The sequence below is a fragment of the Paenibacillus gyeongsangnamensis genome, from assembly GCF_027533625.1.
Classification (GTDB): Bacteria; Bacillota; Bacilli; order Paenibacillales; family NBRC-103111; genus Paenibacillus_G; species Paenibacillus_G gyeongsangnamensis.
Genome location: NZ_JAQAGZ010000022.1, coordinates 115,032 through 127,824 on the forward strand (window position 1 = coordinate 115,032; position 12,793 = coordinate 127,824).

Genomic DNA, 12,793 nt, shown 5'->3' on the forward strand with positions numbered 1-12,793 from the left:
AACTTCGCGGGCGGTTTAGTTCGCTGACGCATAAAAATAGTAAAGTTTCGCAACTCTAAAGGGAGGATTTCGTGCCCCGATGTCGAATACATGAATAGAAGTGCGAAGCAGATCATCAAGGGGTTGAAATTGGCAATGCAATTGAAGAAGCTTAACGATAAAGCGATCGACCAGCTGTTCGAGGCGATCCTGACTTTAAAGGATATTGAAGAATGCTACGTGTTTTTCGACGACCTGTGTACGGTCAACGAGATTCAGTCGCTGTCCCAGCGGCTGGAGGTGGCGCGCATGCTTCGCAAGGGCAATACGTACAACCAGATCGAAGCGGAGACCGGCGCCAGCACGGCGACCATCTCCCGCGTGAAGCGGTGCCTCAATTACGGCAACGACGGCTACAAAATGACGCTCGAACGGCTCGGCCGCTAACCGGCTTTGGTTCGGGCCAGGCAAGATCAAGTCCAATCCATCCTTCTCACCTTGTTTATAGGCTGAGAGGGATTTTTCATGTTATAATGGGCAGATAGTCTGAGAGAACGGCTGGTATCCCGTTGCCGCCGCAGTAGATGACAACGGCACGGATAGAGAGAAAGGGATGCTTCAAGGGGGGATAGCCCGTGGTAAAATTCGGCATATTAGTCATTAGCCACGGCTCGCGCAGTAAAGATTGGGTGCGGCTCGTGGACGAGGCGGTCGCCGCGGTAAAGCTGCCGGCGGGCGTGCCGGTATTCTCCGCTTTTCTCGAAATCGTCGAAGATCGGCTCATTCAGGACGGCATCGATTGGCTGGAATCGCAGGGCGTGACGGATATCGTGACCGTGCCGCTGTTCGTTTCCTCGGGGAGCACCCATATCGACGAGATCAGCTATGCGCTGGGCGTGAAGCCGGAGCCGCTCCTGCCGACGGACTTGGAACCGTTTGCGGTTCGGGCACGTATACACTTTACGGCACCGGTTGACGACGATCCGGTGATCGCGGACATTGTGTATGCGAAGCTGAAACGCTTGTCCTCGGAGCCGGAACGGGAGCTTGTGCTGCTCATCGGGCACGGCAGCATCGAGAAGGGCTTTCATGAGCTCTGGCTGCGCGGTCTGGAGAAGCTGGCGCAGCGTCTGAAGCTGCTGGGCGGATTCGCCGAGGCCGATACGGCGATGCTGCTCCCGGATCAGGTCGGCGAGAAAATGGACCGCTGGCGGCAGCTCCGGCCGGAGCTAACCGTGATCGTGGCTCCGCTGTTCCTTAGCGAGGGTTATTTTACAAGAGAAGTGATCCCTGAACGGCTTCAGGGTTATACATACCGGTATGGCGGCGAAGCGCTGCTGCCTCATCCCGGCATTGCGCGGTGGATCGAGCGGCAGGCCAGGCCTTGGCTGGAAAGATTTAATAATTGATACGAACGGGTGAGGAAGAGTATGGCAGTACGTCCCAAACGGGCAAGATTGATCTATAACCCCACCTCCGGCAGGGAGGAAATGAAGCGGCGGCTGCCGGAAATCCTGCAGCGCCTCGAGCGCGGCGGGCTGGAGACGAGCACGCACGCCACGATCGGCGAGGGCGACGCTTCCCTGGCTGCAGCCGAGGCCATCGCACGCGGCTTCGACGTCATCATCGCGGCCGGCGGGGACGGCACGCTGTACGAGGTCGTCAACGGCATGGCGGAGAAGGAGCACCGCCCGCCGCTCGGCATCATCCCGCTCGGGACGACGAACGATTTCGCCCGGGCGCTGAACATCCCGCGCAACTGGGAAGGCGCCGTCGACGTCATCCTGAAGCAGCATGCTACCGTGATCGACGTGGGCAAGATGAACAAGCGCTATTTTATCAACATTGCGGGCGGGGGCTCCTTGACGGAGCTGACCTACGAGGTGCCCAGCAAGCTGAAGACGATGATCGGCCAGATGGCCTACTATATGAAAGGGCTCGAGAAGCTGCCGCGGCTGCGGCCGATCGAGCTGTACATCCAGACCGAGGAGGGCGACCTGCATGAGGAGGTCATGCTGTTCCTCATCTCCAACAGCAACTCCGTCGGCGGCTTCGAGCGCCTCGCGCCCGACGCTTCCCTCAGCGACGGCCTGTTCGACGTGCTGATCCTCAAGAAGTGCAACCTCGCGGAGTTCATCCGCGTCGTGTCCCTTGCGCTGCGCGGCGAGCACTTGGACGATCCGAACATCATTTACCTGCAGACGCAGCACATCCAGGTGACCTCGCCCGATTACGTGCAGATCAACCTGGACGGCGAATTCGGCGGCACGCTTCCGTGCCTGTTCACCAACCTGCCGCAGCATTTGCACATCTTCGTGGACGAGACGGGGCAGTCGACCTACAAGAATCCCCCGCTCAACCTGATGAAGCTGCCATGGAAAACCAAGACCGGAGTGGAAGATAATGAGCAAGATGAAGGCTAACAAAAGCAGCGGCAGGACGGGAGACCGCGGCGGTCGCAGAACTGCGGCGGCAGCTGATCTCACCGGGCTTCCGGTGGAGAAGAACGGCGAATACTTGGCCGATATTATCGGCATCGGGCACGAGGGCGAAGGGGTAGGCCGGGTGAACGGCTATACCCTCTTCGTCCATGGGGCGCTTCCGGGTGAGAAGGTCCGCGTGAAGGTGCTGAAGGTGAAGAAGCAGTACGGCTACGCCAAGCTGCTCGAGATCGTCGAGGCGAGTCCGGACCGGGTAGCGGCGCCGTGCCCAATCTATAAGCAGTGCGGCGGCTGCCAGCTGCAGCATATGAGCTACGAAGCGCAGCTTCGGTGGAAGCGGCAGCTCGTGGTGGACAACCTCGAGCGGATCGGGAAGCTGCGGGTGGCCGGTTCCGGGCAGGATGTGGAGGAGGAGGCGGTTGCGGCTGAGGGTGATGCGCAGGGGATCGAGGTACTGCCGACACTTGGCATGAGCGAGCCTTGGCGTTATCGGAACAAGGCGCAGGTGCCTGTAGGTTTGAGCTTGGAAGGCGGGCTCGTCAGCGGCTTCTATGCCCAGGGGAGCCACCGAATCATCGACATGGATGAGTGCTTGATCCAGCAGGAAAATAACGATGTGGTGGTAGCTGCGGTGAAGCGGGCGGCCCGGGAGCTCGGCATCCGGCCTTATAATGAGGAGACGGGCAAGGGCTTGCTCCGTCATGTCGTAGCCCGTTACGGGTTCAACACGGGCGAGATCATGGTCGTGCTCGTGACGAACGGCACGTCCATCCCTCATGTGGACGAGCTGGTAGGCTTGATCCGGGAAGCCGTGCCTGGCGTGCGCAGCATCTGCCAGAACGTCAACCGCGAGCGGACGAACGTGATCTTCGGCGACGAGACGCGGGTGCTCTGGGGCAGCGATGTCATCTACGATACCATCGGGGACATCCGCTTCGCCATCTCGGCCCGCTCGTTCTATCAAGTCAATCCGGTACAGACCGAGGTGCTGTACCGGACGGCGCTGGACTTCGCCGGGCTGAGCGGCGAAGAGACCGTGATCGATGCCTACTGCGGCATCGGCACGATCTCTTTGTTCTTGGCCCAGCGCGCGGGCCAAGTGTACGGCGTCGAGATCGTCCGCGAAGCGGTGGACGATGCTCGGCGCAATGCGCTGCTGAACGGCATACGCAACGTTCAGTTCGAGGTCGGCGCGGCGGAGGAGGTCATCCCCGCCTGGAGACGTCAGGGCATCGCCCCCGACGTCATCGTCGTCGACCCGCCACGCAAGGGCTGCGACCCCGCGCTGCTGGAGACGATCCTCGCCATGCGCCCCGCGCGCGTGGTGTACGTCTCGTGCAATCCGTCGACGCTGGCGCGCGACTTGCGCGTGCTCGAGGACGGAGGGTACCGCACGGAGCGGGTACAGCCGGTGGATATGTTTCCGCATACCGTTCACGTAGAATCGGTCGCTTTGTTGGTGAGGAATGGTATAGCGTAGTATAATCCTTATATTTACTGGATTTTCCGATGTGGTACAGAATCGAAATATTATTGGTACAGATTTCGAAAAACCGACTTGATGTAAAATTGATGTAAAAGTCGAACATAAAACAGCATAAATAAACCGAAGACGCCCAGGAAAATCCTGTGCGTCTTCGTTATTGTCCTTGTGCGGCATTAGATGTAAAGAATGATTCGAATTTATCAGCAGCTGCCTGGTCGGCATCCGGAGAGCGTGGCCGTAAATGTTCATTGTTGTAGTAATGCTCCCGTGTCCAAGCCTCTCCGAAATGATTTTGGCATGAACGCCTTGGTTAATAAGAATTGTAGCCGAGGTATGCCGAAGATCATGAAATCGGATGTACCGGAACCTGTTTTTCTTAACGAACTGTCGAAACCAAAGATATGGCCGCTCATGATGGAAAGGTTGTCCATCGGGATGTGAAAACATAAAAAACCAATTGCCGCCGTGCCACGCATCTCCGATGTCATTTCGTTCTTGCATTCTGTAGTCGTAATATTCTTTTAGCTCTTTAAGCATAGAACTCGGTAAAGCAACTTTTCGAATGGATTTTTTTGTTTTTGGCTGTTTGACAATGATTTTACCTTTAAGGGCATGAATCATTGTTTGCGAAACATCCAAAACTCCATTGTTGAAATCAAGATGCTTCCATTCAAGGCCGAGCAACTCACTCCGTCGCAAACCGGATGTAAGTGCCAATGTAATCATGACTCTCCAGTGATACGGCTCAGACTGCAACGCTCGAAGCATCTGTTCAACTTCCGCTTCATCGTAAGGAATAATCCCCTTTGAAATGACTTTTGGTTTTTGCACATCATCGACTGGGTTTCGCTTAATAATTCTCCATTCAACTGCACGTTTGAGTATGTTTTTTAAGATGCGGTGCTGAATCTCGATCGTTCCAGAGGCTAATCCTCCGTTTTTTTTATCTCCACGGCTGCCTTCCTTTTCAAGTTGATCAAGAAAGTTCACGATGTGAAGCGGTTTGATTTCTTCCAGCCTTAGATGTTGAAAGTACGGAAGAATTCGGGTCTTTAGATTAGAGTCGTAAGTATACAGTGTCTTGTGTTCCAGATGTTTTACGGCATATTTATTGCGCCATTCTTCAACAAACGACCCAAACGTCATCTTTTGCGGTGCGATATATTCCCCTGCTTCGACTTCTTGCCGGAATTTCGCATATTCACTTTCAGCTTCTCGTTTTGTCCGACAATGTATGGTCTTAGTATGTCTAATATATTTGCCATTGGCATTTTTGCCTAGGCTTACTGTCAAGAACCAGGAATTTTCGCCTCGTTTCTGAATATTGGCCATTTAAAAAAACACCTCAATTATCAGGAATTAGAGTTTGGTAATACTTAGTATTGTCCATAAATAAAAAAATGAGACCCGAGAAAGTCTCATTCGGCTTTTTACGCTCAGCATGGGCATCATCTTTAGGGTGTATGTGTATGTCTCGAGTGGGGACTGTACTTCAAAGAGGAGCGACAGCATACGTCGGGAATGGGTTTCGGAGTTTTCCTGTTTATCGAAGAGGCCGGTAAGTGCGGCCTATGAGCCGTCATCCGTGTAACTCGCGGCGGAAGATAGACCGGGATCCTGTTCAATTCTCTCGAAGTACTGCGCACGCGCCATATCAGGGACCTGAAAAAACTCCATGAAAATTTCCGTACTGCAGTCTTTGCTCTCCCTAATCAAATTTGATTTCTTGACACACTAATATCAATGCATTTCTAATTCAGCGAATCTTGAAGATGAAAATAACTTGGTATGATTAACGTTGGCTTAATTATAATCATCTTCGACATTTCAATATTTGCTTATGATGAATTTGGATGGGGGACTACATGACTAGAAGTATTAATATATTCAAGATTAATTCAATTCTTAATGTTATCAAAGAAGAAATAAAATAAGTAATTGGCCTTCTCTTAGTAAAATAAAACAAAGGATCTTATTCTAATGTAGTACTCTTCAAAAAGAGAACACTCGGATGTTTATTGGTCCATCGGTTGAAGGTCCCGATGTTGAGTATGTGGAGATTGTTAGGGGCAAAGTGCGTATTCCGGAAACTTTGGACAGTGATTCCGGTAAGTAATGGACAGTCATTCCGTTAATGTTTGGACACGTGTTCCGGAAACTTTTGGACACCTGAACTCTCTCAAGAGGGCTCATTTCTTACGGGTATCGTCAAAGGATCAAAACACGGATCGGCAGCTGAAGAAGATGGACGATTTGGGGATTGAAGAAAGATACATATTCGTAGATAAGCAGAGCGGCAAGGATTTTGACCGGCCACGCTATAAGGCCATGAAAACGATGATCCGTGAAGGAGACCTGATTTACCTGGACGCGCTGGATCGGCTCGGCCGCGACTATGATGGAATCATTAGGGAGTGGAAGGAGATCACCCGGGCGCTTAATGCCGATATCGTTGTGTTGGAGAATGAATCATTATTTGATAGCCGTAAGTTCAAGACGATGGGGGATTTAGGAAAGCTCCTTGAAGATCAATTCCTAAGCATGCTTTCGTATGTTGCAGAGCAGGAGCGAAAGAAGACCAAGCAACGGCAAGCCGAGGGGATCGAGGTTGCTCTTGGTAAAGGGGTTAGATTTGGTCGACCAAAACAGGAAGTGACGGAAGACTTTAAGGCAGTGTACAGTGAATGGAAAGCCGGAAATCTTACCGCTGTATCTGCGATGAAGCAACTAGGCTTGAAGCCGAATACTTTTTATCGCAGGGCGAAAGAAATGGAAACTTAAAAATCATTATTGAAATACAGCCAAATTTCTCCGCGGCAGCCGATTTTGCTGCCGTGGAACAATAGCAGAAAAACGGCTCTGTTCGCATCAAAAGTGAAAGAGCCGTTTTTCGCTGGATTGCTCGAAATTACACCCCAACTTCCTGAAAAAGGGGGCTGGACATGATCACAAAATCTTGGGTTTTATACATATGTCATTCTACTTTCACAATAGAGACATAAATTTAGACAGTTAATAGCCCCATTGAGTCATTGTAATGAAGTCCTACTTGATTAGAATTTAAGAGAAAGACTGATAATGATTAGGGTCGGCGAATGCCGATAGCTAGGCGGAAATTCCCAAATTATAATTCTAAAAGAACAGAGAGGGTGACAGTAGGTGAAGAAGTGGTCGGCCAGTATGCAAGGCATATGAAGCACTCTCTGAACAAGTACCTACGGATAATCCATCGTATCGCTGGCATAATCGGCTCTGTTATTGTCTTAGTTATGGCGATAACAGGAATATTACTCAATCACCGGTCATGGATCGGTTACAGCTCGAAGACGTCTTTGAAACTACAGAAGTATCTTTTTGGACTTCATTCCGGAGTTATCGGAAACGTCTCGATTAAATGGGTTACTGACTTAGGGGCTATTTGTATGATTGTTCTGAGTTTAACAGGTATTTTAATCTGGTTTAAAAGTAGCTTTAAGTCTATAAAAAGGAGAGATGACCCATGAGATTGCAAAGCGTTCTAGTAGTTTTGTTCATCTTACTAATTGGTTTGATTCAAACAGGGTGTAGTTCGAAACAATCGCAACAGCAACCTGCCCATAACCACACGCAGGAATCCGGATCAGCAGCGTCACCCAGCAATGCCCAAATAGGAAAAGCTATTAATGATGAGCTGACCGGTCTTTCAAGTATCGAGGCCGCGGTTAATAAAGGTGACTTTGATAGTGCTGGTAAGTTATTCGGACCACTCCATGATGAATATCACGCTTCCGTACTCCCACCCATCCAGGATAAAAACGCAAAACTAGCAGAAGACATGCATACTAAGTTTGATTCGCTTGACGATGCTGTAGATCAAAAAGATAAAGATAAGATATTAAGTGCAATTAAAGCGAATAAAGATAGTCTCAACCAAGCTGCCAAAGAACTAGGTGTTACAATTAAATGAAATTAGACTGAAGTTGGGTTATAGTTTAATCAAAACAATGAATGAGCTGCCGCGGCAGCTCATTTTGCTTCTTCACAAAATCAGTGATTTTATACATATGTCTGCTTATATAAGCTTTAATACTGCTTCGGTAATAATCCAGAACCCAAGCACACCTAATACTAACCAGCAACCTTCACGAAAAATTAAAATGCTTAATAGCTCAATCGAGCCATTGTATTAAAATAGGGATAAGCATAACAATAGAACTGTTGCATTTAAATTAAAGGGGGATTATTTTGTATGAAAAAATTTCCAACAGTGGTCGCGTCTGTTTTTTTGTCCTTATTGCTTTTTGCAGGCATAGCAAGTGCACATGTTGTGGTATATCCTCAGCAAGCGACCCAAGGAACCTATGAAAAATTTACGGTTCGTGTGCCTACGGAAAAAGACATTCCGACGGTAAAGGTTGAAGTCAAAATACCGGCTGATGTGGATATTTCCCGTTTCGAGCCCAAACCAGGATGGAAATATGACCTGACAAAAGATGCTTCTGGCAAAATAACAAGCGTGGTTTGGACGGCAACAGGCGATGGTCTTTCTTCGACCGAATTTGGTGAATTCAATATGCAGGGAAAAATTGGAGACAAAGCGACCGAACTTTCGTGGAAAGCGATCCAAACCTACAAGGACGGCAGCACGGTGGAATGGGTAGGCGCTGCCGGGTCGGATAAACCAGCTTCGGTCACGAAAATAAATGCAAAAGCACCAGCAACAGCAGCTCCAGCAAATGATCAAAAGACAGGTGGCGCGGCACTAGCGCCGAATCCAACGACGAACACTTCCAGCACCCCACTCTATCTTTCCATTGTGGCCTTGATTCTCGGTATCATTTCACTTCTAGTCTCATTCATTAAAAAAAATCCCAGTAAATGATCTTGAATAAAAGGCACTTGCATACCTAGCAGTGCTTAATTTGGAATCCAAGACAATATGTATGACTTTGGATCATTTGGAGCTAGGGGGAATGAAAATGTGGTTTTTATATACAAGCATGGTTGTCGTCATCGCCCTTACTTTGTATTGCATGAGACTTACTTATCGAAATCGGGAAAAGCTGACCTGTATGGTTGGAATGATGATTGCCATGACCGTTGGAATGATGGCAAGTATAACGATCGGCACATTCTTAGGAATTCTGCAGCACGATCTCGTTTCGTCAACGATAGTTTCGGTTCTCTTAGGGATGTTAGCAGGGTACTGGACGGGTAAACCCATAAGTCTGATGGCTTCGATGGATGGTATGCTAGCGGGCATTATGGGTGGTATGATGGGCGCAATGCTTGGCGTCATGGTTTTAAAAACCAACACGATCATCATGTTTGTTGATGTCATTTTCCTTTTCATTATGATAGTGCTTATACAAATGGTAAACGAAGAGGTGGGTATTAAAAAAAGAAGCGGTAAAATAGGTAATGGCAGCTTTGTAATCATCGTTATGGGTATAGGTATTGTTGGCGCAATTTTATACTTGGAAAAAGACGGCTTAGATGTACCACATGATTCAAATTTGCATGGCCATATGCATTCAACGTCTATAGTTGGTGAGGATCAACGATAGTTCCACTAATCAAGAATATCTAAAACCAAGAGGATCCACCGTGGCGGATCCTTTTTGACATATGTACAAAACACCGGCTGTGGTGAACAAGTCCATATAAAACGACGAAGGAGCTGCCGCGGCAGCTCCTTTTACATGTTCACAAAATCTAGCGTTTGATACATATGTCCTTGCCATATCTAAACGTGCTTCTTTGCTAGGATTCGGTGGGACTACATCTATTAACTTTTTTTTGTCAAAATCCGACGATATATATATAGCTTGCTAAACAATAGGCAGAAGTATTCACCCTAGCGTATCGAGGGTGTCTACAGGTCTGGAAAGTGGAGATTGATAGTGAAATATACAGGCAGAATCGTCATTACGACTGTTGCTATGGCGTTGATAGGGACAGCCAGGATTTATGGCAGTATATATTACAATTACCCCCTGTTAAAAATACCTTCCATAGGGATTCTTGCTATACTGATTTGCTGGTGGTTAGGCAGCGAATATGACAAGGTCAAATTTTACTCTGAAAAAGACGCCTTGACCGAAATCTACAACAGAAGATTCGTCATCCAAACAATCCCCAGACTTCTTGGGAAAATGAAAAGAAATAAAAACTTAACTTTGTTTCTTATCGATGTAGATAACTTTAAAAAGATTAATGATACATACGGACATGAAATGGGAGATAAAGTGCTTCAATATATTTCGAGAATCTTGTTATCGAATACAACAAAAAAGGATATTGTTGCTCGATGGGCGGGAGATGAGTTCTTGATAATTTCCCCCTATTCAGACGAAGAGATTGGTGATGTAATGATAAAAAAAGTCAAAAATGCATTAAAAAATTTATCTGAAGAAATAAATATGGACGTTTCTGTTACCATTGGAACTTCTATGTACCCTGATGACGCCAAAACATTGGATGCTTTACTTCATACGGCAGATCGTGAAATGTATGGAATGAAGTCCACGATAAAAAGCATTCCTGCAGCAGACTAATTAACATTGGAACTTAATAAAGAAAAAGCAGAAGTTCTTAGGTAAAGACTGAACTATCGGGTACGTTAGTTCAATCAAAACGATGAAGGAGCTGCCAAGGCAGCTCCTTTACTTATGCACAAAATCTGGCGTTTGGTACATCTGATTTGAACATCTTTAAGAACTGAAAAAAATTCCGCCAGCATCTTCATAAATCGAAAGTTTTGTGAAAGACAATTTTCAACAGATTAGATGATTTCTAGCTCTTATACTGATGATTTTCGTGAATTTATAGGGGAGGGAGAGAAAAATGGATCACATCGCAAAAATAAAAGGAGAGATTGAAAGATTACGATCACACCTTGTTGATTTTGGGATGAAATGTGGTGATTTACATCAAGAAGAGGTCGTACATCTTAGTCAAAAGTTGGACGAATTGATCATTAGTTATTATAGATAAACGATGACCAAGGATTTGGATACTAAAATAGCTTAGAAAACTGTCAAAGGAGCAGCCGCGGCTGCTCCTTTGACTTGCTCACAAAATCCAGGGTTTTATACATATGTCCGGTGGTTATCGCTCAACTAAACGGGCAGTTTAGCTGAATATTTGATATTCCCTGATGCAACAGCCCGAATGTGCTGTTCGAGAAGCAAATTCATTGAATTTCGGGCAACACTCGGACTGCCGGACCCACCGAACGTAAAGACGCCAACCAATTGTTGGCCAGCGTCTTTTTGAATTATTAGGGCCTTAACATGTTGAGCAGCAGCGAAACATCGTTGGCCGAGCCTACAGTAATGAGCTTTTTGTTTGCCGCATCCACAAATTTTTTAACATTCTCCGCCAGATCCATGGTCGTCACGATCACATCAGCTCTGCGTATCGCCTCATTCCGCACTTCTTCCGGCGACGATATGTCGATCTTTTCAATTTCGGCGGCGGTGATCCGTTTAATCTCGTCCAAATAAAAGAAACAAGAGCTTAGTTTACACTCGAAAAAGAGATACCGGGGCTTTCGTTTGAGGGGCTGCCCAAACAGCTGCACGAAAGCGAGTCCCGAAAGCAGCACGTTCTCTGCATTATAGCCTGATTCGTAGGCCTCCTTAATAAATTGCTCGACGAACGGAAAGTATGCGTTTTGTTTTTTGAATTCCTCGATTTTGTTTTTTTCCGCGATCTGTGTTCCCCGGCCCTTTTGAATGACCAAGAGGCCTTCCTCTTTCAACTGCGAGTACACCCATTGAATCGTATTCCGGTTAATGGAGAGCTGATCCGCGAGTTGGTTCGTCGAGGGCAGCGAATCCCCCGGCTCAAGCAAATCTTTTCCAATCAGCCATTTGATCTGTTCCTTGATTTGAACGTTAATCGGCAAATGGGATTTGGTGTCTATTGTAAAAAGTATGTTCGAATCGTCCATTTCCATAACCAACTTTCTTAATTAGCTAGGCAATCCAGTTATGGTTAGAATAATGAACAATTCGTGAAAAAGCAAGTGGCTGTTGACAAAATAAAGTGCGAGGAATATTATTATATCAGGTTAACTAGTTAACCAATAAATTAGTTAATATAAAAAATTTGAGAAGGAGAGTCAAATATGAAAAAAGTGGCTATTTTTGTTCACGCTGGTGAAAAAGAACTGGTAAGAGCGATTCATGGATTGTTATACGCAGACGAAATCCACGCTGCCGGCGATAAAGTGAGATTGATATTTGACGGTGAAGGAACGCTATGGGTCCGCCGTTTCGAAGACCCAAGCCATCCGATGAATCCACTGTATAAAAAAGTCAAGGCTTTGGGTGTGATCGAGGCTTGTGAACATTGCGCCCAGGCCTTCGGGGTAACGGAAGACATTCAAAAAGCAAACATTATATCGGCAAAAGATAACGAAGGCCATGCAAGTATTGGGAAACTAATCTCTGAAGATTATCAAATTATTACGCTGTAAGGATAAAGGGCGCCGACATGAGCCGGCGCCCTTTGCATGTTCCCAAGTTAGGGAGAGATGTGCAGTATTTTCGAATGATGCTTTGTTACGCTTTTTTCTATGACAAACTCCCTTTATCAGCGTGCCCCAAATATTCCGTCTTCCATCCTTAGACGCCAAAGGGTTTTTAGCCACTAAGGGGTATTAGAAGTGGACAATGTTAGATAAATCACTAAACTCCCATGAAAATTAAATTAGCTCGAAACCGAAAAAAGAGCATATTAAAGTAGACCCAGTAAAAAACTTTTTTAAAAAGGCTGACACATATGTACAAAAATCAAGGTTTTATACAGATGTCATCAATACTTAGTGATCGAATCTATCAACCCTTGACATTTTAAGTTACTTTAACGATAATATCGTATCATTACTAGAAATTAGCTT

The 12,793-nt window shown here is 46.9% G+C and carries 12 protein-coding genes and 1 pseudogene; 11 read left to right on the plus strand and 2 right to left on the minus strand.

Annotated elements, in window-relative coordinates:
- Window positions 1-135: 135 nt before the first annotated feature.
- The 4 genes from O9H85_RS28535 (at window position 136) to rlmD (ending at window position 3,900) form a co-directional block, all read left to right on the plus strand.
- The gene (locus O9H85_RS28535; RefSeq protein WP_010494821.1) at window positions 136-426 is read left to right on the plus strand and encodes a YerC/YecD family TrpR-related protein; all 291 of its coding nucleotides are present in this window, start codon (window positions 136-138) and stop codon (window positions 424-426) included.
- Between the two features lie 188 nt (window positions 427-614).
- The gene (locus O9H85_RS28540) at window positions 615-1,388 is read left to right on the plus strand and encodes a sirohydrochlorin chelatase (protein ID WP_269884803.1); all 774 of its coding nucleotides are present in this window, start codon (window positions 615-617) and stop codon (window positions 1,386-1,388) included.
- Window positions 1,389-1,409: 21 nt separating this feature from the next.
- Window positions 1,410-2,402 carry a diacylglycerol kinase gene (locus tag O9H85_RS28545; RefSeq protein WP_269884804.1) on the plus strand — a complete coding sequence of 331 codons (993 nt, stop codon included), beginning with the start codon at window positions 1,410-1,412 and terminating at the stop codon, window positions 2,400-2,402.
- Complete coding sequence (gene rlmD / locus O9H85_RS28550) at window positions 2,392-3,900, plus strand: 23S rRNA (uracil(1939)-C(5))-methyltransferase RlmD (RefSeq protein WP_269884847.1); 1,509 nt, start codon at window positions 2,392-2,394, stop codon at window positions 3,898-3,900. Before O9H85_RS28545 ends, rlmD begins: the two co-directional genes overlap by 11 nt.
- A gap of 294 nt (window positions 3,901-4,194) precedes the next feature.
- On the opposite strand, the pseudogene O9H85_RS28555 reads toward rlmD, so the two are convergent.
- A pseudogene (locus tag O9H85_RS28555) lies at window positions 4,195-5,238 on the minus strand (site-specific integrase); the annotation flags it as partial.
- An 837-nt stretch (window positions 5,239-6,075) separates the two neighbouring features.
- Here O9H85_RS28555 and O9H85_RS28560 point away from each other — a divergent pair.
- The 6 genes from O9H85_RS28560 (at window position 6,076) to O9H85_RS28585 (ending at window position 10,881) form a co-directional block, all read left to right on the plus strand.
- On the plus strand, window positions 6,076-6,687 hold the full coding sequence (locus tag O9H85_RS28560; protein WP_269884848.1) for a recombinase family protein: 612 nt from the start codon (window positions 6,076-6,078) through the stop codon (window positions 6,685-6,687).
- A 718-nt stretch (window positions 6,688-7,405) separates the two neighbouring features.
- A complete protein-coding gene (locus tag O9H85_RS28565; RefSeq protein WP_269884805.1) occupies window positions 7,406-7,852 on the plus strand; it encodes a hypothetical protein in 447 nt (148 codons plus the stop codon).
- A gap of 282 nt (window positions 7,853-8,134) precedes the next feature.
- Complete coding sequence (locus O9H85_RS28570; protein WP_269884806.1) at window positions 8,135-8,767, plus strand: YcnI family copper-binding membrane protein; 633 nt, start codon at window positions 8,135-8,137, stop codon at window positions 8,765-8,767.
- 91 nt (window positions 8,768-8,858) lie between these two features.
- Window positions 8,859-9,452, plus strand: coding sequence for a hypothetical protein (locus O9H85_RS28575; protein WP_269884807.1), 594 nt, complete (start codon window positions 8,859-8,861; stop codon window positions 9,450-9,452).
- Window positions 9,453-9,788: 336 nt separating this feature from the next.
- On the plus strand, window positions 9,789-10,442 hold the full coding sequence (locus tag O9H85_RS28580; RefSeq protein ID WP_269884808.1) for a GGDEF domain-containing protein: 654 nt from the start codon (window positions 9,789-9,791) through the stop codon (window positions 10,440-10,442).
- Between the two features lie 289 nt (window positions 10,443-10,731).
- Window positions 10,732-10,881, plus strand: coding sequence for an aspartyl-phosphate phosphatase Spo0E family protein (locus O9H85_RS28585; protein WP_269884809.1), 150 nt, complete (start codon window positions 10,732-10,734; stop codon window positions 10,879-10,881).
- A gap of 286 nt (window positions 10,882-11,167) precedes the next feature.
- Here the strand turns inward: O9H85_RS28585 and O9H85_RS28590 are convergent, their stop codons facing one another.
- A complete protein-coding gene (locus tag O9H85_RS28590) occupies window positions 11,168-11,848 on the minus strand; it encodes a GntR family transcriptional regulator (RefSeq protein ID WP_269884810.1) in 681 nt (226 codons plus the stop codon).
- A gap of 171 nt (window positions 11,849-12,019) precedes the next feature.
- On the opposite strand from O9H85_RS28590, the gene O9H85_RS28595 reads away from it, so the two are divergent.
- The gene (locus O9H85_RS28595) at window positions 12,020-12,370 is read left to right on the plus strand and encodes a DsrE family protein (protein WP_269884811.1); all 351 of its coding nucleotides are present in this window, start codon (window positions 12,020-12,022) and stop codon (window positions 12,368-12,370) included.
- Window positions 12,371-12,793: the final 423 nt, after the last annotated feature.